Source organism: Shewanella sp. SM95 (assembly GCF_025653595.1).
GTDB classification, from domain to species: domain Bacteria; phylum Pseudomonadota; class Gammaproteobacteria; order Enterobacterales; family Shewanellaceae; genus Shewanella; species Shewanella oncorhynchi.
In genome coordinates this window covers 36,409-60,175 of record NZ_JAKKSE010000019.1, presented here as the reverse complement: position 1 = coordinate 60,175, position 23,767 = coordinate 36,409, and the positions used below count along the sequence as shown (strand labels likewise).

Sequence of the window (23,767 nt, the reverse complement as noted above, 5' to 3'; positions counted from 1 at the left end):
AATGCAATATCCTCGGGTGAGACTCGCGTTGAAGGTTAAGCATAAAAAATGAACATATTATGAACAAGATGATTCACTCGTTAACGATCAATGCTGATTTGTAGCCATAAACAGCCTACATAAAGAGTAGCAAGAATATATACAGCAGAAATAACTAAATTCAATTTCCACAGACTCAACCAAAAACGCCCTTTAAAATAGGTACGTAGCCTTACTTCTGATTTGCATAATGTTAAAGAAGAAGGTACCAACATTAACGCAGAACAGCTAAAGGCTGGTAATACCATAAAAATCATGCCTAAACCCGCAGCCCCAGCAGAAGCTTCAGATGTTTGACCGTCAATAGATGCTAGCGTTATATATCCCAAAATGACGCCTGCGATGGCAAGAATAAAACCTAACAGTTGAAGAGTTCTCAAATTCGTCCTTGGTAACAAACAGCGTTTAAATTGACTTATCGTAAAATCCTATCAGCTCAGCGATTTCGCTTAGATGGGTATCGACCCAAGCGCTGCTAATCGGCCCCCAGGTGACTATGCGGTAATAACCTGAATTGTTACGGCTGCCTTCCTGCACAAACTCGACTCGAATACCTATATCCTCAAAAGCTGCGATAGCATCCTGTAAAGTTCGGCGAGGCATTCCGGTTAACTTATTGAGTGATAATAGATTATGGCGGTCATCATCCATTAAATGCGCCAAATATAACTTACGCAGAAACGCCTTATTTTGCTTTGAAACCTGTTGGGATGCTGGCATTGAAAGTGACATAAGATGACCTGTCTGGAAACAAAAGTAATTATCATCAAAACTACTTTATATTCAGTCAATAAGGCAATAGCCAATACTAAATACTTACGGTTCGCGACAAGATCATCAGATAACAAATCTGCACTTAAATCAAACGAAACGACTTGTCATCCTCCCCCAACAACTGTTATTTCTAATATCACTCAACACCTATGAAGAAAGGCTAAAATGAGCCAGACAATCACAGCAGACCAAATACTAACATTTTGGTTTGAAGACATTGACCCAAAGCTCTGGTGGATTAAAGATGTTGAATTTGATACCCAGATCAAACAGCGCTTCGAAGGTGTGCTACTTCAAGCCAAACGTGGAGAGCTTTCACATTGGCGAATCACGCCTCAAGGTCGATTAGCTGAGATCATAGTGCTCGATCAATTCTCCCGTAATATTTACCGCAATACGCCTGCCGCATTCGAAGCCGATGCGATAGCCCTAGTGCTCGCCCAAGAGGCCGTTGCCCAACGAGTCGACACAGCACTAAAATCCAAACAAGTCCCTTTTCTATTTATGCCCTATATGCACAGCGAATCGGCAGCCATTCACCAAGTAGCAGTAAAACTGTTTAATCGCGAAGCTGCGATAACAAACCTCGCGTTTGAACTGCGCCATAAAGCGATTATCGACAGGTTTGGCCGCTATCCACATAGAAATATTATCTTAGGCAGGGAGTCTACGGCGGAAGAAATTGCTTTTCTGACTGAACCGGGCTCATCCTTTTGAGCCTGTAATAGGTTAAAGCGTTAATGTGTATTTGATAAATAAAGCCGTGCTGAGTTCACAGACACACTACACTTACTCAAGAAAGTCATGGAATGACTTGGCGAGTATCAAACACAGTTGCAAGTGTATACCGCGGAGGTGTTGGTAACTTATGGCGCATAAACTAAATAAGCCAAATAGCTCAGTGGCTCGTCGTAACCGCTATAAATTAATGGGGTTACTCATCCTATGCGGCGCTCAGCTCGGCCAAGCGGCTGAAATTAAGATAGGCGTCAGCCTGTCTATCCCGCCCTATGTCATCCAAGCAACAAATAGCGGGATCGAACTCGAATTACTTAACCAAGCCCTCGCCGTTAAAGGCCATACAGCTTCTATCCACTACTTACCACTGGCGCGCACTTTCCATGAACTCAGGGAAGGTAAACTCGATGGCATCATCAACATCAAAGAAGGAATGATTAACAACGTTTTTTATTCCAACGTTGCGATAACCTACCAAAACTGCGCCATCAGCCTCGAGAGTAATCAATTTAACATCAATAGCATAAACGATTTAAACAACAAACAAGTCGTCGCCTTTCAACGTGCATCATCGTTACTGGGGGAAGAGTTTGCCAACATGGTTAAAACCAATAGTGGCTACCAAGAACAAGCGAGGCAAGTGCAGCAGGTTTATATGCTGATGAAGCGCAGGGCCGATGTCGTTGTGATGGATAAAAATATTTTCAAATACTACTTAAAGCAGGCCTATCTTGAGGGCAAACTCACTGAGAAAGACTTAAAACAACAGGCGATTTGCCACCAAATATTCCCACCTACAGAATACAAGTTCGCGTTTCTCAGTGAACAAATTCGGGATGATTTTAATGCGGGACTCAAACAAATTACCCAAGATGGTAGCTTAGTGGCTCTGCAGGAAAAGTATCGACGCCTGATGTCATTTGACAATGAAGCCGAGGCGTCGACTAAGTTAACAGAACCTAAAATGATCAAAAATGATTCCTACTAAACTTATCCCATAGTGTTATTTCACCACCAACACAGGGCACTTAGCGTACTTAACAATATCCTGTGTAACGTGGGGTTTTAAAAAGTCAGCTAAACCGCTGCTACCATGACTAGCGATAACCACCATGCCCACATCAACGGCTTCCGCTAAAATCTCATCAATAGCATCACCATGGCGCACGACTAACTTAATATTGAGCCCTTCGGTAAGGTTCTGCTGCATTTCCTGCTGCAAACTGTGCATTTTTGCATCAACGAAAGCTTTAAGTTCATTTTCCAATGTCGCGGGAATATCGACCGCAATACCATAACAATGGGCGCCACGGGCAGGGCTAGTCACATGCAACAACCGAATATCGACTTGATAAACATTTGCCATTTCAACCGCATATTTTAACGCATGGGCCGCAGTGGATGAAAAATCCGTAGGGCATAACACTTCTTGAGTACGCATAAGCTTATCCATCATTTGAGTTTTTAATTAAGCTAATTATTAAGGCCAAAATACCACTATTTTATAGCAGTTTGCTATGCTTCTTGCGTACCCATTTCAATTAATTATTCTTTATCAATCAAAAAGAAAGGACGCTATAAGCGCCCTTTGGATTTATAGAGTCAAAGCCAGTTACTTAACCACAAGCACAGGACAAGCTGCACCATTCGCCACCGCTTCTGAGACATTGGTGTGTAAAAAATGCGAAATCCCAGTTCGGCCATGGCTAGCAATCACTACCATGCCAATGTCTTTACTGTTGGCCTCTTCTAAAATTTGATAGACAGGATCGCCACGACGGATCAAGGTAGTGATAGGAAGCTCAGTATTCAATCCATCCAATAGTGCTCGCATTTTAGTTGCCGCCGCTTCCTCCATGCTTTTAGCAAGCTCTTCAGGGGTAATAGATAGAATCATAAAGTTTTCATCACCGATCGGCTGTTCAACCACATGTAAGATTTTTAGCCCTACATGGTATAGATTAGCCATTTCAATGGCATAGCTCAGTGCATGGGCCGCAGTTTCCGAAAAATCTGTGGGCCAGAGTATTTGACCTGTACGCATAATTTGTACTCCTTCTATGGCGCGAATGGATTGCTGGGTGAATCTTTACGGCGCTGCTATAACGCCCGATTTAGCGCATTGGCAGACCACAAACTTCATCTCACAACCTTAGTCTCTCAGCCAAGCAACAGCATCGCCATTATCAACAAAAAACCTTACCTCAGCAGGCGTAAACAAATTTGCCAATTTAGCCAACACTTCCTGCAAAGTCGTCTTACCGACGATGGCTATTTTCTCGAAATGACGAATATGCTTCACCCCAAGTTTGAGATCGTCCCAAGCAGCCTGTAGTTCCAAGCCTTCCAACTCGGTGACATCTACCAAGGCGAATATATCAGGATCTTTCACCCCAGCTAATGCAGACTCCAACACAGGCACCATCATTTCGTAGTCTTGATGAGTTAAGGTACCGATAGCTTTAAAGGTAACGAAAAAATCATCATCACCATAACGCTCAATACCAATCAAAATTCCGTGCTTTAACAATGCCATACATACTCCTTATGTAACAACCCTTGATTTAGTGTAAAAGCTAACGCCACAACAAGCCGTGATCTTGCTCAAAAATACACCAGATACCTTGCACCATCTCACTAAGCAAGCTAGGATAAACCGACTAATCAGTCGGTACTGATTTAATAAAAGACTCAATCGAGACGATTACTTAAATAAAGTACCGAATAAGACTCAGCCTACCATTTCCCTTGGAGCAACCACTATGAATATGGCCACCGAACACCTTAATACTTCGCCACTGACTCAGTTGCTCCAACGCCAACGCAGCAGTTATTTAGCGGCGCCGAATCCTAATTACGCTACGCGAGTGGAGCAATTAACTCGACTTAAGGCGGCCATACTGCAATTTCAAACACCCTTAGTCGAAGCCTTAAGCCAAGACTACGGCCATAGATCGATTGATGACAGCCTGATCTCAGACATTATGCCTGTCATCAACAACATCAATTACAGCTTGAAAAACCTGAAAAAATGGCTCAAGCCCAGCGCTCGCCATGCGGGCATCTTACTCGCCCCCGCCAAAGTCACAGTGCATTATCAACCTTTGGGGGTGATCGGCATTATCGTGCCGTGGAATTTCCCCGTCATGCTGTCAATTGGCCCGCTAGTGACTGCCATTGCCGCGGGTAATCATGCCATGCTCAAAATGTCTGAATTTACCCCAGCGACCAACCAAGTGATCAAACAGTTATTGGCACAAGTCTTCGAGGAATCCCACGTGGCGGTTGTTGAAGGTGAGGCGGACATTGCTGCCCAATTTTCTGCCCTGCCCTTCGATCATTTACTCTTTACAGGCTCGACCACAGTCGGCCGCCATGTGATGCGCGCCGCGGCGAATAACCTCACCCCTGTAACACTCGAATTGGGTGGTAAATCGCCTGTGATTATCGCCCCCGATATGCCGCTTGAGATAGCAGTAGAACGAATGATTTACGGTAAGTGTTTGAATGCCGGACAAATCTGCGTCGCCCCTGATTATGTGCTTTGCCCTAAAGCCAAGGTGGATGACTTTATCGCCGCCTACCAAGCTAAGTTTAAATCCATGTACGGTGCAATTAATCACAATAAGGACTATGGCAGCATCATTAATACACGTCAGTTTGACCGCTTGATGACAGTGCTCGAAGACGCTAAAGCAAAAGGTGCCCGTGTTATTTCGGCGACGGACGAAGCCATAGATAGCCAACATCGTAAACTCGCAACTCAGTTGATAACTCACACCAGTGAAGACATGCTATTGATGCAAGAGGAAATCTTTGGTCCATTGTTACCGATTATTAGCTACGACTCCTTAGATGAAGCGATTCAGTACATCAACCACAGAGCCAGACCCTTAGCGCTTTATGTGATGAGTTTCGATGAGCCAACTCAGCAAAAGATCCTCCAGCAGACCCATTCTGGCGGTGTTTGTATCAATGAAACCGTATTTCATGTCGCCGCCGACGATGCGCCCTTTGGCGGAATAGGCCCGTCGGGCATGGGGCATTACCATGGCAAGGAAGGCTTTTTGACCTTCAGCCACGCTAAAACGGTACTCAGCCGTGGCCGATTCAACACAGGCAAATTTGTTCACCCGCCCTACGGCACTTTTATCCAGCGCATCTTAATGAAGCTATTTTTGCGCTAGTCATTGGGGGATAAATCTTGAATAAACCATCAACAACACAACCCATTAAAACCATGACAGATAAACGCCAAGCTATTCTCGATACTGCTTTAGCGCTCTTTGTCAGCCAAGGATTTCATGGCACGTCTACCGCCTCGATTGCGAAACAAGCAGGTGTAGCAACGGGCACCTTGTTCCATCACTTCCCTTCTAAGGAAGCCTTGATGGAATCTTTGTTTCTTACCATAAAACAAGAATTTGCCGATGCCTTACTGTTAAACACCCATAAGGGCAGCGATCTTAAACACAATGCCCTACAACTATGGCAAAGTGCGATAGATTGGTCGCTGGATAACCCTGTCAAACAACTGTTTTTTCAGCAATATTCAATGTCGCCCATGATTGCCGCTAAGGTGCGCGATCAAGCGATGAATAGCATCTTAGGCTTTATTAGCGAACTCATTAAGCAGGGACAAATGATGGGGCTAATCGCCCATTATCCAGTGGAATTGATGCTAGAAAACTGCCACGGCCAATATCTAGCAGCAACCCGATTCTTTATCGATAACCCGCACTTGGGGACAGATAAAACATACCGCGATGCCAGTTTTGAACTGTTTTGGAAGGCCATGCAAGCGGACTAAAATAGCCTAATATCAACTGACTGCTGCAATAACTGCAATAAAAAACCGAGTCAGCTTAACTGGCTCGGTTTTCTTTTACGCTATCGCGACTAAGTGCTAAAGCAGAAGCCTGCTTTGCTCTAGCATCTAATACCGGCTTTCAGACACCTAGCCCTGACTCAACTCCTGGGCTTTTTCTGCTGGCTGCGCCACTTGAGTTGGGCTCCAGTAACCTTGTTTGATACCCTTATCAATCAGCTCAGCGACCGCCAATTCAATGGCTTGTAATACGCAAAACTGCACTGGCTCATTGGTAGTAAAACCGACTTCAGCCTCGGCTAATCGATTTAAACTCGTGTAACGGAACAAACCCGCACGCATTTCTTGGGACAAGACTCGTTTGCTGGTTGAGACCGACATCATAACTTTACCTGTGTGTACATCCACGGCTCGTAGATAAATGGTCACCAGATCTTCACGGTACATTTCAGAGGCGCCAATACCATAGTATTCGACCCCGCTACCGCCTGTGCTAGTGTTGGTCTCATAACTAATCACTCCACCTTCGAGTAACAATCTGGCGGTGGATAATACGGGCACTTCATCGCCCTTAGTACCGCTCTGTTTATTGCTGATCTTACGCTCGGTAAGCAAATTTTGTAGCCCTTCACGCTCAACGGGTGTAAACCATTTAGAGTCGAGCAAAGTCTGCATCAACATCGATGTTGCACCCTGAGTAACCGCGGTCGAAAATGAACTCACGTTAGCCTGCGGCTTATATTGGCCAGTTTGATCGCGAAAGGAATACACGGCCACAGGGATAGGAAACTTAGGTCCTGGTTGAGTTTGCAACCCACGCATCACCTCACTCAAGGGGTTAACCTCGGCAGCCGTGATATTTAAATCGGGTTTGGAGATCAGGCTACAGGCCGACACACTTAGCAGTAATAAACTCACTAACACTAGACGGGCCATTAGTTGACTCCTCCGAATGTCGGCATTTCAATCACAGTGACTTCACCGGTTTCAGTATTAGTAATAGTTAGCATCACGCCATTTCCCGTAGAAGCCACTTCAATCCGAAAATCACCTGTATCGTAAACACCATCGGTAATTTCACCATCAGCAACACCGCGGGTGATTGAGTTAATGATATTACGCTCTAGGGATTCTTTAAAACGGGTGACAAAGTCCTTCTCGGTCGAGGTAGATTTATTATCATTCTGGGCTTGAGCTTTATTTAATAAGAAAGCCCCATTTTGTGGATTGCCGCCAAAGCTGGGATTCACTGGCGTATAAATCAATTCAGTGGCTTGGCCACTGCTTGCCACACATAGCGTGACAAGAGCAAGTAACGTCCTGTATGTCATTATTATTATCCTAAAAGTCGTCCGATGTTCCTGAAAAATCACCTGTTATTGCATTGGCTCTGACTTGCGCTAAATAATCAATCGTAAGCAAAATCGCCTGCTCTGCGCTCTCTTTAATCGGATTTGCACGACGACCAAAATGGGTGGTGTAAATCCGAGTCCCGTTTACCTCTAAGGTTAAAACGGTTCCAGCTTGTGGAAACACTGTCTCATATAGAGTGACGTTAAAGCCTTGAGTAAAGGGCAGTTCGCGCCAATAGCTTGAGTAGTAAAAGCCAAAGTCCTTACCAAACCGAGTCAAGGTTCTATCTATTACTAAGCCACTAATTTCAATGTCGTTATCGGCAATAGTGATAGGGGAAGCCAGCAGCAGGAATGGACATAAAACGTAAGTAAGCAGACGCTGTTTTAACTGTTTCACTTATCCCTCCTTAACCTTTTTAATCGAACCTTAAAAACCGCGCTAACCTCTGTTAGAACAAGGTGAGTTTTAACGCAAATTTTCGATAAAACAGGTTAACAGGGTTAAAGATCTCCCGTCATTACGCTGGGGGGCAAATTAGCCCGAAGAGCTAAGGTAAAAAGGCAAAAATAGCCCATTTGGCTAATACGCCAAGAGGCAGTTGAGGATAGGAGTTATGCTTTAAACAAGCGGATAAGATAAGCAATAAAAAATGCGACTTAAGAGTCGCATTACGGTGTTTATTCAAAACGCGAGCATTATTGTGGTAACCATAGTCGAACCAACAGGCCACCGTCACTGCGATTATGCATGCTAATACTGCCATCGTGGGCTTCAATAATTTCACGGCACAAAGGTAAACCTAAGCCTGTACCCGATTGTTTTGTTGAGTAAAACGGCAGTAGCGCCTGCTCTAATACTTCACCAGACATACCTGCGCCGCGATCCTCAATCACAATACTAAAACCTGCACCATCCACTAAGGTTTGATACCGAATCGATAGAGTGACATCCTCGGGGTTTGAGCCAGATTCATGGGCGTTTTTAAGTAAATTGAGGAGCACTTGCTCCATCTGTCCTTGGTCGAAATAGCCATCGACCTCAGGTAACTCATGAATGAGTTTAAAGGGATAATGCTGAGTTAACTGGGCAGTAAATTGCGTCCAATTCACCTGACGCCGTTGCGGGAGCGGCAACTTAGCAAAACGGGCATAGTTGAAGATAAACTGGCTTAGATGACTGGTGCGATTCTCGATGGTATCGAAAATTAAGGTTAGCTTGGGATTATCGATATCTTTGGTGAGCAGTCGGCCGGAGTTCACCATAGAGGCGATGGGCGCGACTGAGTTATTGAGTTCATGGCTAATAATGCGGATGACTTTTTTCCATACTGCCACCTCTTGACGATTGAGCTCGCGGGTCATCTGCTTGAGCAAAATCAAGTTATGCTGTTGGTTATTCAATAAAAATTGGCCGCGACTTAAATACCAAGTTTCCACATCATCTTCACCCATGGCGAAGAGTCCGTTCTTTTCATGTTTAAGCGCTAAGGCCAATACTTCGGGCAAATCCACCAGCAATTCATCTAGGCTCAAGCCTTCCATTCTGCCCTTTTTATGGAATAGGTGACGCGCCGCATCGTTGGCGTAAATGAGCCGCTGATGATCGTCCAGTAACAACATCACATTGGGAGAACTTTGAATCACCTTATCCAGTAATAACTCCCGCTGGTAAATGTACTGCCTTTCTTGGCGCAATTTAGCAGCGCTATGGTTAAATAACTGCGCTAAGGTTTTGAGCTGACCTTCGCCATGTTCAGGAATACTCACACTAAAGTCATTATCACTAAAATTTAGCAAGCCGACTTCAAGGGAATCTAAACTGCGGCCGAGATGTCGAGTCAACCAAGCAATACCTAAACCACAGACAGCACAAGCGAGAAGCAACACGATCAAACCTTCACCTAAGGTCAAACTCGAGACACGCTCTCCCTTAGCTATATCAGCGGATATCGCAGGAGATACAGGTGCTTTGGGCGGTAAAATGGATAGCGGTTCTATACGTAAAGGCTCAACCACATGAGGAATAGAATTAAACAGCCCTTCTTTAAGTTGTTCTAACTTGAAGAGTTTTATTTGTAACTGCTCTTGTTTAAGTTGTTCAAGCTTTTGCAGCTCGGCTTTAATCTGCTCGGCCCTCTGGTGCGCTTGCATCGCCGCAGCCTCCTGCAATTGCTCACTATTGTTAAGGGCGAGTTCGATGGAGGCGACCGTTTTCTCAAGCTCCGCAAAATCGAGTTGCACATTCACATCAGGGATTTCAATCGTGTTAGACGTGGCAACAGACGAAGCATAGGGTGAGATATACTTCACCAAAGCAAAACTCAGCAAGACGCCAAAGGCGCAGCAAGCCATTGAAAAAATGATAAGTTTAGTTCGAATTAACACTCAGATTCCTTAATCGATAGCCTTTACCCTAGCATCTGCACTTAGCCTATGACTTATCTAAACCAAACTTGTCCATCCGCCGATACAACGCTTGGCGACTGAGTCCAAGCGCTTTTGCCACCCGAGCAATTACGCCATGATGCAGTTTTAACGCCGCTTCGATATCTTCTCGGCTCACGTCTATCGCCTCATTGGCATCTGACACTTGGGCACGAACAGACTCATGATAAAACGCGGTATTTACGGGGATGGAAGCGGGCGAATAAACAGGCAGAGGATCAGACTGTCTCAAGCCAGATAGCCGCGACTCAGATACAGCCGAAACACTGGAAGCAGATTTTATAACACTCGCAACAGTCGCCAAACCAAAGTCAGCTTCAGTCAACACATGGCTTTGCGCCAACAATACGGCCCGCTTACAGGCGTTTTCAAGCTCGCGCACATTTCCTGGCCAGCGGTGCTGTAATAACGCCTGCAACGCAGGTTTACTCAAGCTAAAATCGCTGCCGATAAAATGCTACACTAAAGGTAAAATGTCATCGGTGCGTTGATTCAGCGGTGGCAATGCCAGTTCAATCACGTTTAAGCGGTAAAACAAATCCTCACGGAATCGCCCTTCGGCGATATCTTGGGCCAGATCCGCATTGGTCGCACTGATCACCCGCACTTTTACTTTCTGGGTTTTATGGCTTCCTAAGCGTTCAAATTCGCCAGTTTGTAGCACCCGCAATAATTTCACTTGCCCAGACAAAGGTAAATTGCCAATTTCATCTAAAAACAGCGTGCCGCCGTCTGCCGCTTCGAAACGGCCAATACGCGCTTTAGTCGCGCCAGTAAAAGCGCCCGCCTCGGCACCAAACAGCTCGGCCTCTAATAAATCCATCGGCAAGGCGCCGACATTAACCTTAATAAAAGGTTTGTTTTTTAAGGGTGAATTGGCGTGGAGAATATCGGCAAGCTTGTCTTTACCCGCGCCATTGGGGCCAGTGATCAAGACCGACACATCGGAGCGCGCCAGTTGCAAGGCTAAATCAATGCAACGCTGCATAGCACCGCTACCAAAGACAATACCGCAGAGATCCGCATCGGCGATCGCCACTTGGCGTTGATGATTCACCCGCTCCAAGCGGTGGTTAGCACGGGAGAGTTTATAAAGCGCAATCAGATTAGTGATGCTATTGAGTAGCTTAGCGTCATCCCAAGGTTTGCCCATATAATCGGCGGCGCCCGCTTTGACTAATTCAACTGCCGTTTCGAGCTGGGTCCATGCCGTCATCAAAATAATCGGCAAATCCCCTTGGCGTTCGCGCAGGGCGTAAAACAGCTGCCGACCTTCCTCACCCGAGGTGGTATCTCGGGTAAAGTTCATATCTTGGATCACTAAATCCACATCTTGAGTCGTCAATAACCCAAGGGCGTCCTCTGGGCTATGGCAAGTCAGCACCCGATAATCATTGAGTTCTAGCATCAAACCTAGGGCTTGGCAGATGGCATGATTGTCATCGACGATAAGGATAGTATCCATAAGTGTGAGTGTTGTCCTAAGTAAAACTGTTAACCGTAAAGTAACAAAAAGTGCAATAACATCCTATTGTTATCGCACTTTTGTCGAGCTTTTATCGTACCTTGAGTAACATCAAATATTCCGCTATACGCTGCGAGTTGCGGTTGCTGGCGAAATATTTGCCGCCTTACGCGCTGGCAAGTAAACCGCTAACGTGGTGACAATAAACAAACCTGCCACAGTAATTAGTGGGTAGCTTAAGTCCAACATAGGCAAGCTATAGATTTTCATTAACTGTTGGCCTAACTGTATCGCTAACAAGCCGCCCAGCACGCCTCCCGCTAAGCAAATCAAATAGTTCTCCACGAGGAAGTAACTGATAATATCGCGCTTTTTAGCACCCAATGCGCGGCGGGTACCTATCTGCTTAGTGCGGCGCTGGATATTAAACATCACCATGCCCGTTAAACCGAGCGAGGTGATAAGCAATAACAACACCACCATCATAGTTAACACAGTAATCATCAATTTATGATCGCGATATGAACTATCTTTTAAGGCCTCGATTGACTTAAAGCCATCGAGCACTCGGTTTGGATTCTCCGCCAGCAGCGCTTTTTTTATCGCGTCTTTAAGCTCGGCGTGAAACTCAGGTTTGGCCCGTACCATGTAAGAACTGCTGCCATAATCCACATTTTGAATCACACTGTTTTCAAGGCTAGAACTGTCAATCCACGCGCCTTGCAGTTTTTCGACAACCCCAATCACAGTGATCTGCGCATCCTTACCCTCGTACAACACTTTGCCAAGTGGGGATTCATCAGGCCAAACGGCTTTAGCTAACGCGCTGGAGATGATCGCTAAGCGACTCGGGCTATCGAGACTGTCCTTTAGTTCATGGGGATAAAAGTTACGCCCCTCAATCAGCTTAATGCCTAAGGTCTCAATGGTGTGATCTGTCCCTAGATACATGGCAAATTGCGGTGTTGATTTAGCGCTATCTGGATCGGGGCCCAGATTTAAAGTGCTCGACCAGCCGCCACCGCTTAACGGCAACATATTGGTTGAGGTCGCATCAATCACATTGGGTAGCCCCCGCAAAATTTGCTGATCAATTTTGTTTTGCGCGGTTTTATCAATCAATGGATCAAAGTTGAACAAGCTAAAGGTCAAAACTTCTGACTCTTTAATCCCCGAATCTCGCTGCATCAGGGCTAAACGCTCTTGAATAATAAAGCTCGCATTCGCCACAATCGCCACAGACAAGATAATCTGAATAAGCAGTAAAATTGGGCCACTTTTACTGCGCAATAAACTGCTGAGAATAGGTTTAATATGCAACATAATGAGTCCCTTACTGGCTTTTAAGATAAACGCTAGGTTTAGTACGACACACTACCCATGCGGGATACAAGCCAGCCAACAAGGCTGTGCCTACCGCAATACTTGGGGTGATAATCCACATACTCGCCGATAAATGGGTTAAGCCCTTCGCGACCTCAAACTGGGCCGATAACCCATAAAGCGAAGCGTAGGCCCAAGCGAGTCCAAGCAAACCACCGAATAAGCCAATCATGCCCACTTCAACCATATATTGAGCGAAGATTTGACCACGGCTAGCACCAATAGCGCGGCGCACTCCCACCTCGGGAGCTCGCTTGAGGAACTTTGTCAGCATTAAACCTAATATATTGACTAAACAAACACTTAAAAACAGCGCACTCAAGCCAACCAAGATTTTATTGTCTTCGGGCACCACATGATTGTATTCAAGCCAAGTTGCCACATCGGATACTTTGACTGAGTCAGCGGCAGATTTATTATCCGTAAAACGGCCTAGGGCTTTTTGCTCCGCCACATAATTGCTGAGCCAAGAACGGTAACTGGCTACTGCGTCTTTATTTGGTAACTCAACCCAATACAGCAGCCACACTTTTTCAGAGTTAAGGCGATCACTGTAACTATTCATCGTCTCAAACTTCCAACCTGACGTGTTACCCCATATATCAAACTCTTCGATAGGCGTCAGCGAAAACGGCACAAAAATTTGTTCCGTGTCGTTAAAGGCACCGTTAGTGGGATCATAATATTTAGGCTTAGGATCCCAAGCATCAATCACACCAACCACTTGATAAGGTTTACGATTAAGATAGATAACTTTGCCAACACTGTTTTGACCCGCAAACAATTTTTGATTGAGTTTATCGTTAATCACCACTTGATAAGCAGGTTCAGTGTCGACGGATTTATCCCACGCATTACCGTACAAAAATGGCACGTCAAACAGCTTAAAAAAGTCACTGTCCGTCACCCGAATGCTTTCTAAAATAGGCGCAAAATTGGCATCCTCCGTTTGCACTGCCATCCCAGTGCGAAACATCGCAGCTTGGCGTTTAGGTAAGGTATTGTTGCGCAGATTCATCGCGTCTTGATAAGTCACTAACGAGTTTAACTCATCCCAAGAATCAGGGCCTTGGCTCCAAAGCTGTACCGCATTTAACTCATCAGAGCGTTCACCCGCAGGATTAAATGACATCATCTTGTACACGTTTAACGTAGTAATCGTGATACCAATACCAATCGAAATCGCCAACACCATCAACAACGACAGCACTGGGGTTTTCTTAATGCTGCGCCAAGCTAAATCAACATAATAAAAGAACATAATGCATATCCTTAACGGTCGGCGTTGGCGACAAGTTTGTCGATATCAGTCGCTGCAGTGATGTCACTGACATGTCGATGACCTTGATGATACATAGTAAAATCACACACTTGACCATCGACAATTTGAATGTTGCGTTGGGCGCGGCGAGCGAGTTCAGGATCGTGCGTCACCATAATAATGGTCGTGCCCGCTTGATTGATATTTTCGAGTAATTCCATCACTTGACGTGCCATTAGGCTGTCGAGGTTTCCCGTAGGTTCGTCGGCGAGTAGGAAACGTGGCTCCCCCGCCAAAGCACGAGCAATCGCCACCCTTTGTTGTTGTCCACCCGACAACTGAGTAGGTAAATGTTTAAGCCGTGAAGCTAAGCCCACTTGCTCTAATGCCTCTTGTACACGACGTTGACGCTCCTTGGCATTAAAACCACGATAGCGCAGCGGCACTTCAATATTCTCAGCTAAGTTAAGATCGGGAATTAAGTTAAAACCTTGGAAAATAAAGCCAATTTTTTCATTTCGGATAGTAGCGCTCTTGTTATCGCTCAAGTTAGACACGTTAATCCCATCGAGAAAATAGTCACCGTGGGTAAAACCTTCGAGTAAACCTGCAATATTTAAAAAGGTAGTTTTACCCGAGCCAGAAGGACCAGTGACAGCGACAAATTCGCCTTCATTCACCTCGAGGTTAAAATCGCGCAGGGCGTGGGTTTCTACTAAATCCGTTTTAAAAACCTTGCTCACATTCTTCATTGATAACATGTTAATTTCCTTTAAATAATCAAATCTATTTTTGCGCCTAGACTCTGCGTCTACACCTTAGGCATCGACTCATGTACGACCGTAATCAGCCAAAGAATGGCTCAACGACACACTCTAAAAACCACATAAAAGCGCCCAACATAAGGTTGGCAGTTTCGGTGGAAACCTCACCCACTTGGCGAAACTCATCCAAAGGATTGCTCCATTCCAACAAATTGAGTCCGAGGAAAAACCAGCTATTGGCCTCACCGATACTTAATTCCACCGCAACCACCAGTAATAATAAGGCTAGTACTCCAAACATTTTGGATGACATCAACACGCTGATATCAAATTGTTTATCACGCATTTCCGGCTCCTTTTCTTATCCATGTCGCAGCAGGTTTCGTCATTCACCTTGATCACTGCGCTGTTAAATTCATCAGATTGGTTGTTTAATAATTTACGAATATCGGTCATCAATGAATTCTGACCTGTTCGGCGTGATTAAAGGGGTCGACACTTGAAATAACCCACTCATCTCCGGCTTTGCCACCATCAAGCACTTCGACTTGGCTCAGGCTAGTACTGCCGAGCTTAACCTCACGACGACTGGCTAAATCGCCCTCGATTTGATAAGCCACATTACCCCCACCGCTGGTCATAAAGGCGCCGCGTTTTACCATAAGAACATTGGGTCTGTGCTCTAATAACACTCGGGCCGAGATGCGTTGATTCTGGCGCAGTGTTAGGCTGTCGCTTTGGTCAAATTGCACCCTAGCGGTCACTTCACGGTTACGCACTTCAGGGGAAATTGACGATAACTTGCCCATTAACTTAATACTGCCAAAACTCAACTCGACTTCCATGCCTAAACCCAGATCGTCCGCATAGGACTCAGGCACGGCTAACTCAGCCTCATAGGCGCTTAAATCCACGACGGTTAAAATCGGTTGGTTAGCGCTAAGACGGGTTTTCTGCTCGGTAATCCAGTTACCGATAATGCCGTTAACAGGTGCAACAATATTCAAGGCATCGACTTGACGTTCTAATTCACGCACCGCGAGAGTTTGACGCTCAACTTCTAGGGCTTTATTTTTAATTTCAAAGGTTAACGTATCTTTCGTTAACGCAACTTCTTGCTCTGCATGCTTAAACTTCAGCTTGGCTTTGTGTAAATCATCTTTGCCCTTTTCATAATCAATCTGGCCAATAAGCTGACTTTGAATCAGCTCCTCTCCGCGTCGGCTTTCCCTATCCGCCGCTTCAAGATCGACCGTTGCGATATCTAAGGTTTGATAAGCTTGTAATTGATCGCGTCTTGCATCCAACTTAGCGCGTTCTAATGCACTCTCCATGCCCGCTAATAGGGACTTGGCTTGCTCTAGCTGATTAGAGAGTCTTGGACTATCGAGTTTGGCGACCACATCGCCCTTATTAACAGTATCGCCAGGATTGCTGAGCAGAGTCACAGTACCTTCCTCTGTGCTATACAAAATAGGCGCATTGGCCGCCACGATTTTACCTGTGGTCGCCACATCACGGGTTAACGTTCCAACAAAGAGTTTTGCGGTAGTGATGTCGCTGCGGCTAAGGGATTTGCTAACACTATCAGAGCCTAAACTTGCCCACACTAAGGCGCTGACTAATAAGGCGCAACCGCCAATGATCAGCGGTAACTTAAGACGTTTAGAGGTCGATGGCACAAGTACTGTATCTTGGCCGCTAGTATCTTTAATCATGGCTTTACTCGCTTCCCTGTTGGAATCATCAGTGCCGGAACGTATCAACGGACACTATTGGAAATCTCTACCCTAGAGTTAGCAAAGCCTATGCCAAACAAGTAAAATCATTTACTTTCATAATTTTAATAAAAAATCGCAGATAAAAGTGTCCGCGGACACTGGGGCTTTTATTTAAAAGTGTCCGCAGCAGATTAATCAAAAGTGTCCGATGCTAAAAACAGTGACATAGTACGGGCCATGCGGCTAAGCGCTTCAATTACATGTCCTAACAGATTTATTGGCCGAAACAGCCGAGTTTCCCTTTACAGTAAAATCCTTGCCACATAAGATCCCGCCACCCTCGCAGCAAAAACGATCAAAAGACCAAACCCTATGACTACAATAACAATCACTCGCCCAGACGACTGGCATATTCACTTAAGAGACGGCGCCCAGCTTAAAGATACAGTGCGCGACATCAGCCGCTATATGGGCCGCGCCATCGTCATGCCAAACTTAGTGCCCCCCGCTATCGATACCGAAACCGCACTGGCCTATTACGATCGCATTAAAGCGCAAGTGCCCGCGGGCTCACAGTTCGAACCTTTGATGGTGTTGTATTTAACTGACAAAACTAGCCCAGATGAAATCCGCAAAGCCAAAGCTACGGGTAAAATTGTTGCCGCTAAACTCTACCCTGCGGGCGCGACGACCAACTCGGATTCTGGCGTCACCGATTTGAAGAACATCTACCCAGCCCTCGAAGCCATGCAAGAAGTCGGCATGCTGTTTTTAGTGCACGGTGAAGTCACGGATTCATCGATTGATATTTTCGACCGCGAGCGCGTTTTTATCGAAAATATCCTCAGCAAAATCGTCGCCGATTTCCCAGAACTTAAAATCGTGCTTGAACATATCACCACTAAGGATGCGGTCGATTTTGTCACCCAAGCCTCTGATAATGTGGCCGCGACTATTACAGCCCACCATTTGCTGTATAACCGTAACCATATGCTGGCTGGCGGTATTCGCCCACATTTTTACTGCCTACCGATTTTAAAACGCAATACCCACCAACAGGCGTTATTGGCCGCAGCAGCAAGCGGTAGCAAGAAGTTCTTCTTAGGCACAGATTCGGCGCCACACGCTAAAGATAAGAAAGAAGCCGCCTGTGGCTGCGCGGGTTCGTACACGGCCCACGCCGCCATTGAGCTGTATGCCGAAGCCTTCGAATCGGTGAATGCGCTGGATAAACTCGAAGCGTTTGCAAGCTTCAATGGCCCAGATTTTTACAATCTGCCACGCAATGCCGACACGATCACGCTTGTTAAAAAATCATGGGATGTCCCTGCAACTTACCCGCTGGGCGACACTAACGTAGTGCCGATTCGTGCAGGCGAAGCCATTGATTGGCAGGTTAAGTAAACCTTAAGTCTTTAACATCAGGTCGCCTACGGGCGACTTTATCTATACCCAAGCTACCTGAAGATACGAGTTTCAGAGCGCCTAGGGTGCTTCAATTCAAGGCGCATCAATGACAGAATGTCGGCCACCTTTTGAATTGATGCAACACGGAAGTGGAGTGCCCAGCGCTTAGAATACGACCCTTACTTATCACCTTTTAAGAGAAAATCAGTATGCCCACAAGGATGTTATTCTCCGTTTTATCTTCAAGCCTGTTGCTGACCGCCGCGATCTCTTTGCCGACCTTTGCGGTCAATGAACTCACAGGGATCTGGCAGGGACAGTTAGGTAAAAGCAAGGTCAGAATTTGTTTTAATCAATATGGAACAGGCAGTTATTACTATCAACGCTACTTAACGCCGATAAGACTCGAGCAGCAAGATGAACTGTGGAAAGAAGAAGACAATACCGGAAATTGGCAGTTTGATAGTGTCACACCACAAAAACTGAGCGGCCATTGGTTTAAAGATACCGCGAGTAAATCATTACCAGTGCAACTTGAGCGAGAAATCAGCCCAGATAAGGTCGAGGATTGTGGTGCCGATGCTTACAATCTACCGCTAGAAACCACGCCAAAACTCAGCCGAGGTAAATGGCAAAGCTACGAAAATATTGAGTATCGCCCGCTGACTTTTGGCACAGATGTGGGTATCGAATTTAAAGGCCCACAAACGGGTATCTTGGCAATTAATCAATGGCTTGAACATAAGCTCACCGATGAAGTCCAACTAGCACAAACCTTTGATACTCGCCGCAGAATGCTGGCACAAATGGGCAGTTTTGTGACTGACGAAACCTTTGCCGAACCGATTTTTATTAATCAGCATTGGCTCAGTGTGCGCCTATATCGCTGGGCGGCAGGTTATGGCGCCAATGGTATCAGCCAAGAATTTGTGAGTTTCTCCCTTACCGACGGCAAACCTTTCCACCCATGGCAATGGTTTATCACCGATACGCAACCACAAAGCATGCTCGAGGGTATGAGTCATCCTTTACCTCCAGCATTAAGGAACAAATTGTTTGCAGGCAAAGCACCGGACGCAGAATGTCCCACATCAGACGGCTCAGGATATTACCAACTCACCCTTGAGCAAAAGGGGATCAAATTCTGGGAAACGCCCCGCGGCGATGGATGCGAGCAAGAGTTTGTCCTCAGCCCGCAAGAAGCCATGCCCTATGCCACCCAATGGGGAAAAACACAGCTTAAGCTATTAGAATAGTGTACTTAACTGAAAAAATATTAGAGGGAAAGAAAGCTGTCATGGCGATGATGCCTAACTGCCAGTTCGCCATCCCTGACTCTCGTTCGTAACGTTGCTACACAGCACTCACCCTAGCGAAGTTACAGGTATTGATTAGTAGCTTCGCCGGGAGTTGGCATATTTCTGATGCTTAACATGACCAGTTATTAAGTGGAATTTAAAAGTGTGTCTAGTCCGAATATAAATTAAGCAAGATAGACGATAGATGAATCAATCTTGCAGAATCACAAAGGTCAGCTACATTTGAGCCTAAAATACAAAATGCTCAATGAGTTACATTGAGCATTTTAGCTAAAATAAATGGCAGCCTATATCAGAAGTAATCAGACTTTCTACCACATTTAAATATTAGGCACAGCTACAGCATTCGCGGCACGTGTCTCACGTTTGTTTACCATCGAAATAAACACTAAGCCAAGCACTGGGACAATCACTGCTGCATAAGGGATCATGCCTGCGCCCATCTGACTATCCAGCACCATACCCCCTAAGAATCCACCGAATGCATTAGCTAGGTTAAAGGCTGAAATATTAGCGGTTGCTGCCAACTCTTGGCCTTCACCACCGTGATTCATTACCCGTAACTGCATCGCAGGAACATTAGCAAACGAAGCGATACCAAAGACAAAAACGGCAATAACAAACATCACTTTGCTGTCCAGCGCGAAACCAACCAGTAGCAGTGACACTATCATAGCTATCGCCCAAAACATCGACGATTTCTGCAGGTTTTTATCCGATGAACGCCCACCTAAAGTGTTACCCAATATCAAACCTAAGCCGACGATAACTAAAATCCACGTTACTGCATGTTCACTAAAACCCGTAATGTGCATCGCAATTGGCGCAATATAACCGTAAACAGTCATAAAACCGGACCAAGCAAACACTGTGATAGCAAGACTAATCAACAACATAGGGTTTTTAAACGCTCGCAGCTGAGCCGAAACATTTTTAGCTTCACCATGGCCGGTCGCATTAATAAACTTGAAGATAGAGGCGATTGAGATAACACCCAATATCGCGACTGTAATAAAGGTGGTTTGCCAACCAAATTGCAGGCCAATCCAAGTGCCACCTGGTACACCCAATACGTTAGCTAAGGTTAAACCCGCAAACATCTGACCCACAGCACGTCCGGCCATTTTTTCAGATACCAAACTGGTCGCCACTACGGCACCTATGCCATAAAATGGGCCTTGAACTAAGCCAGTAATCACTCGGCTAATCATCAGCAAGGTATAATTGGGGGCAAATGCCGACAGCAAATTACCCAAGATAAACAGCACCATTAAGCTGGTCAGTACGGTTTTTTTATTGAACCGCGCCAAGTAAATCGTGAGGATGGGACCACCAAACACAATTGCCAATGCATAGGCGCTGATCAAATACCCTGCCTGACCTTCACTAATAGACAAAGACGTGGCAATTTGTGGCAGGATACCAGCAATCACAAACTCTGCGGTGCCAATTGCAAACGCTGCTAGCGTTAGTATCCACACTTGTAACGGCATTTTTTCCTTGTTCATTGTAATCTCGCTTATTTCAAATTTTGTGTAGGGAACATACCGGCGATGTGTTATCAGCTCGGTGCAATAATGGGTAAAAGCACTATTTATTCAGTGCATTAGTTAATCAGCGCGCCACCATCAACATCGATAATGGCGCCAGTCATAAAGCTGTTGTTAATGGCAAGGTAATAGGCCATAGCGATATCACTCGGCTCACCCACTTTTGCTACAGGCAATGTGGTTTTGGCTTGTTCGTACATCGCCGTTTGCGCTGGCATTGACCCGGTTCTTGTTAATCCAGGGCTAACGGCGTTGACTCTAATGGGGGCAAGCTCTTTAGCGAGCACCTTAGTAAAGGCTTCTAAGGCGGCGTTCATTGTGCTTTTAACATAGGTATTAGCGACCACTTTTCGTGACAGCATCCCAGTGGTTAGTGTGATAGAACCACCTTGTTTAATGTAACGAACCGCCTGTTTTGTAGCATTGATTGAACCCCAAAACTTAGTGTCAAAAGCCGCTTTAGCTTGTTGAATATCGACATCAACGACCTTGCCAGCTGGCGCAGAAGAACCCGCGGTGATCACTAAGTGATCGAACGCACCAATGGATTCAAAAAATCGATTTACCGATTGTTCGTCCGCCACATCTACGCCTGTTTGACGACTGGCGACATGGACAATCTGGTTGTCTACCGTTAGCTGCCTAGCAAGCGCAGCCCCTATTCCTGATGTTCCGCCGATGATGACAACCACAGCTTTATCGCTATTGCTCTGATTGCTAATCTGATTACTGATATGGCTGCTCATGTGACTACTCTCTGTACTGCTGATTGGTTAGTAGAGCCAGTATATTCATTCGACATATTTTGATAATTGATTAATATATGAATTCATTATTCAGCTCAGACAAACAATAGAAGTGAAAATGGATAAATTTTCAGATATGGCGCTGTTTATCAGCATAGTGAAACATCAAGGGTTAGCAGCGGCGGGCCGCGAGCTCGGACTTTCTCCAGCAACCGTCACGGCGCGCTTACAAGCACTTGAAGATCGCTACGGAGTTAAGCTGCTCAATCGAAGCACTCGACATCTGTCACTCACAGACTCAGGGGCCCTGTATCACCAAGCATGCTTGGGGATTATCGAAAATGTAAAAGAAACCGAAAATTTGCTGCAGAATGGGGTAAAAGAGGTCAAAGGCACCTTAAAAATTGCTGCGCCAAAAGATATAGGTAAACAATATATACTGCCGATTTTGTCCGCCTTCACCGACCGCTACCCCGATATCGTTCCCTATCTGTATCTCAATGATAATTTGTCTAATATTGCCGAATCGGGCATAGATGTCGTTATTCGCTACGGTGATTTAACTGACAGTAATCTGATTTTAAGGCGGCTCGCACCGAGTCGACGGGTACTGTGCGCATCTCCAGAATACCTTGCGCGTAAAGGCACTCCCGTTAAACCGCAAGACCTCAGCCATCATGATTGCCTCGCTATGCTGCGCAGTAATGAAGAGCTCAAAACTTGGCACTTTCAAGACCAAGAAGGCCGCAACTCAGTCACTGTCACCCCAAAACGGTTTTCTGATGATGGCGAAGTGATCCGTTGCTGGGCATTAGAAGGCGCGGGGATCGCGTTAAAATCACTGCTCGATGTGCAAAATGACATTAATCAGCAACGCTTAGTGACAGTTTTAAATGGCTACATGAAAAACTTTAATAGCTCGACCACAGTCTCAAGTGCCGACCTCAACGTGGTATACATCAGCCGCCAATATCAGCCCAAACGACTGCGATTATTCTTAGATTTTCTGTTCGAACAATTTGAAAAGCAGCTGGAGCATTAATCGCTAAACGTCGATCAAACGGGGGCAACTGTATCAACCAATAGACGCAAAGTATTTTATCGATGTGATCAACTGTATTTTAACGCATCACCTCGCAAGGATTGCGTGTAAACAGCGCATGGCTTATGCCCCGCAATGTAAACAGCAATAGCGGTAAGGTCATTACGGCTAAACCCGGCATAGAATTAAATGTACTTTTGCCCAATAGAAAATTGCTAAGCACCCTCTACAATTAACCATCAGCTCACACTGCAAACTAGCAATGAGCGATTAACAACTTGATACTAACGAGGGAACTCATGAATACTAAAATCATCATCACAGCAAGCATTGCACTATTAATATCGGCAAATAGCTACGCCATTAACGATGAATATCGCAAGTTACTCGAGCGCTCTGGCTGCACCCAAATGTCAGAAGCCCAAGGCTGCGATATCCACAAAACCAAAGAGGAAAATGCTAAGGCAAGCGCCATGTCCCAAACCGCAGATGACGCTAAGGTAATCATTCCCAATGCCCGACAATGGCTTGCAACCGCCAGCTCAGGCGCGACGGTTGCCAACATTCAAATCGATGATAAAAATCAGGTTTGGGTTAATGGTAAACACGTAAAATCGAGCCATAGTGATGGCGCAATCAAATTCAAACAAGGCATGGTGGAGTTCACCATTTATCCTGATGCAAGCATGAATAAAGACAGCTCGTGGATTGATACTGATGCAGGAACTCAAGGCTCAATTACCGCGAAGTAATATTCAGTAGATGTCTGACAACGATGTGCTGAGCCATCGTTGTTGGGCAAACGCATTAGTGAGATTAAAGATTATCTCTTTGAAGTGATGGTGTTTGAGATTAATGATGAGTTGATTCAAGCCATATGGAGTTTTGCAACCAACTGATTGGTTTTTTTATAATTTTAAAAAAGTCAAA

Annotated in this window: 24 protein-coding genes and 1 pseudogene; 8 read left to right on the top strand and 17 right to left on the bottom strand. The window is 45.5% G+C overall.

All coding sequences use genetic code 11. The annotated features are described in order from the left end of the window. Positions 1 to 80: 80 nt before the first annotated feature. Both L5M29_RS18170 and L5M29_RS18165 read right to left on the bottom strand, forming a co-directional pair. Entirely contained in the window at positions 81 to 419 is a 339-nt protein-coding gene (locus L5M29_RS18170; RefSeq protein ID WP_263169282.1) for a carbon starvation protein CstA, read from the bottom strand. A gap of 25 nt (positions 420 to 444) precedes the next feature. Next, entirely contained in the window at positions 445 to 771 is a 327-nt protein-coding gene (locus L5M29_RS18165; RefSeq protein ID WP_113941178.1) for a winged helix-turn-helix domain-containing protein, read from the bottom strand. 207 nt (positions 772 to 978) lie between these two features. On the opposite strand from L5M29_RS18165, the gene L5M29_RS18160 reads away from it, so the two are divergent. Next, positions 979 to 1,530 (top strand): DUF924 family protein, encoded by a 552-nt coding sequence (locus L5M29_RS18160; protein WP_113941177.1) that lies wholly within the window; start codon positions 979 to 981, stop codon positions 1,528 to 1,530. Between the two features lie 151 nt (positions 1,531 to 1,681). After that, entirely contained in the window at positions 1,682 to 2,539 is an 858-nt protein-coding gene (locus L5M29_RS18155; protein WP_173243155.1) for a substrate-binding periplasmic protein, read from the top strand. A 15-nt stretch (positions 2,540 to 2,554) separates the two neighbouring features. Here L5M29_RS18155 and L5M29_RS18150 read toward each other — a convergent pair whose 3' ends face one another. The 3 genes from L5M29_RS18150 to L5M29_RS18140 form a co-directional block, all read right to left on the bottom strand. Further along, positions 2,555 to 2,992, bottom strand: a complete 438-nt coding sequence (locus tag L5M29_RS18150; protein WP_105251647.1) for a universal stress protein — start codon at positions 2,990 to 2,992, stop codon at positions 2,555 to 2,557. 171 nt (positions 2,993 to 3,163) lie between these two features. After that, positions 3,164 to 3,595, bottom strand: coding sequence for a universal stress protein (locus L5M29_RS18145; RefSeq protein ID WP_028761700.1), 432 nt, complete (start codon positions 3,593 to 3,595; stop codon positions 3,164 to 3,166). 108 nt (positions 3,596 to 3,703) lie between these two features. Next, on the bottom strand, positions 3,704 to 4,087 hold the full coding sequence (locus tag L5M29_RS18140; RefSeq protein ID WP_263169280.1) for an STAS/SEC14 domain-containing protein: 384 nt from the start codon (positions 4,085 to 4,087) through the stop codon (positions 3,704 to 3,706). Positions 4,088 to 4,313: 226 nt separating this feature from the next. Here L5M29_RS18140 and L5M29_RS18135 point away from each other — a divergent pair, with 226 nt between their 5' ends. Beyond that, complete coding sequence (locus L5M29_RS18135; RefSeq protein ID WP_263169278.1) at positions 4,314 to 5,738, top strand: coniferyl aldehyde dehydrogenase; 1,425 nt, start codon at positions 4,314 to 4,316, stop codon at positions 5,736 to 5,738. Between the two features lie 17 nt (positions 5,739 to 5,755). After that, entirely contained in the window at positions 5,756 to 6,361 is a 606-nt protein-coding gene (locus tag L5M29_RS18130) for a TetR/AcrR family transcriptional regulator (RefSeq protein ID WP_181800896.1), read from the top strand. A 147-nt stretch (positions 6,362 to 6,508) separates the two neighbouring features. On the opposite strand, the gene L5M29_RS18125 is transcribed toward L5M29_RS18130, so the two are convergent. From L5M29_RS18125 to L5M29_RS18080, 10 genes and pseudogenes are all read right to left on the bottom strand, one after another. Beyond that, the gene (locus L5M29_RS18125; RefSeq protein ID WP_105251644.1) at positions 6,509 to 7,315 is read right to left on the bottom strand and encodes a CsgG/HfaB family protein; all 807 of its coding nucleotides are present in this window, start codon (positions 7,313 to 7,315) and stop codon (positions 6,509 to 6,511) included. Next, positions 7,315 to 7,710: a curli assembly protein CsgF gene (locus L5M29_RS18120; RefSeq protein ID WP_106649655.1), complete on the bottom strand. Its 396-nt coding sequence runs from the start codon at positions 7,708 to 7,710 to the stop codon at positions 7,315 to 7,317. The genes L5M29_RS18125 and L5M29_RS18120 overlap by 1 nt, the downstream gene beginning before the upstream one ends. A gap of 10 nt (positions 7,711 to 7,720) precedes the next feature. Continuing rightward, a complete protein-coding gene (locus tag L5M29_RS18115; RefSeq protein WP_131523186.1) occupies positions 7,721 to 8,131 on the bottom strand; it encodes a curli production assembly/transport protein CsgE in 411 nt (136 codons plus the stop codon). Between the two features lie 299 nt (positions 8,132 to 8,430). Then, entirely contained in the window at positions 8,431 to 10,119 is a 1,689-nt protein-coding gene (locus L5M29_RS18110; RefSeq protein ID WP_263169276.1) for a sensor histidine kinase, read from the bottom strand. A gap of 46 nt (positions 10,120 to 10,165) precedes the next feature. Continuing rightward, positions 10,166 to 11,644: pseudogene (locus tag L5M29_RS18105) on the bottom strand (sigma-54-dependent transcriptional regulator). Between the two features lie 123 nt (positions 11,645 to 11,767). Beyond that, positions 11,768 to 12,967 (bottom strand): FtsX-like permease family protein, encoded by a 1,200-nt coding sequence (locus L5M29_RS18100; RefSeq protein ID WP_263169274.1) that lies wholly within the window; start codon positions 12,965 to 12,967, stop codon positions 11,768 to 11,770. Between the two features lie 10 nt (positions 12,968 to 12,977). Then, on the bottom strand, positions 12,978 to 14,288 hold the full coding sequence (locus L5M29_RS18095; protein WP_198571797.1) for an ABC transporter permease: 1,311 nt from the start codon (positions 14,286 to 14,288) through the stop codon (positions 12,978 to 12,980). Positions 14,289 to 14,299: 11 nt separating this feature from the next. Further along, entirely contained in the window at positions 14,300 to 15,049 is a 750-nt protein-coding gene (locus L5M29_RS18090; protein ID WP_028761691.1) for an ABC transporter ATP-binding protein, read from the bottom strand. An 85-nt stretch (positions 15,050 to 15,134) separates the two neighbouring features. Continuing rightward, positions 15,135 to 15,398 (bottom strand): hypothetical protein, encoded by a 264-nt coding sequence (locus L5M29_RS18085; RefSeq protein ID WP_028761690.1) that lies wholly within the window; start codon positions 15,396 to 15,398, stop codon positions 15,135 to 15,137. A 109-nt stretch (positions 15,399 to 15,507) separates the two neighbouring features. Further along, entirely contained in the window at positions 15,508 to 16,770 is a 1,263-nt protein-coding gene (locus tag L5M29_RS18080) for an efflux RND transporter periplasmic adaptor subunit (protein ID WP_263169273.1), read from the bottom strand. 375 nt (positions 16,771 to 17,145) lie between these two features. On the opposite strand from L5M29_RS18080, the gene pyrC reads away from it, so the two are divergent. Further along, positions 17,146 to 18,177 carry a dihydroorotase gene (pyrC, locus tag L5M29_RS18075; protein ID WP_263169271.1) on the top strand — a complete coding sequence of 344 codons (1,032 nt, stop codon included), beginning with the start codon at positions 17,146 to 17,148 and terminating at the stop codon, positions 18,175 to 18,177. Between the two features lie 212 nt (positions 18,178 to 18,389). After that, positions 18,390 to 19,436 (top strand): hypothetical protein, encoded by a 1,047-nt coding sequence (locus L5M29_RS18070; RefSeq protein WP_263169269.1) that lies wholly within the window; start codon positions 18,390 to 18,392, stop codon positions 19,434 to 19,436. 383 nt (positions 19,437 to 19,819) lie between these two features. On the opposite strand, the gene L5M29_RS18065 is transcribed toward L5M29_RS18070, so the two are convergent. After that, complete coding sequence (locus L5M29_RS18065; RefSeq protein WP_198571801.1) at positions 19,820 to 21,007, bottom strand: MFS transporter; 1,188 nt, start codon at positions 21,005 to 21,007, stop codon at positions 19,820 to 19,822. 98 nt (positions 21,008 to 21,105) lie between these two features. Then, the gene (locus tag L5M29_RS18060) at positions 21,106 to 21,795 is read right to left on the bottom strand and encodes an SDR family oxidoreductase (protein WP_049821802.1); all 690 of its coding nucleotides are present in this window, start codon (positions 21,793 to 21,795) and stop codon (positions 21,106 to 21,108) included. 118 nt (positions 21,796 to 21,913) lie between these two features. Between L5M29_RS18060 and L5M29_RS18055 the strand changes: the two genes are divergently transcribed. Next, positions 21,914 to 22,837: a LysR family transcriptional regulator gene (locus L5M29_RS18055; protein WP_028761684.1), complete on the top strand. Its 924-nt coding sequence runs from the start codon at positions 21,914 to 21,916 to the stop codon at positions 22,835 to 22,837. 299 nt (positions 22,838 to 23,136) lie between these two features. Further along, positions 23,137 to 23,589, top strand: a complete 453-nt coding sequence (locus tag L5M29_RS18050) for a hypothetical protein (protein ID WP_028761683.1) — start codon at positions 23,137 to 23,139, stop codon at positions 23,587 to 23,589. Positions 23,590 to 23,767: the final 178 nt, after the last annotated feature.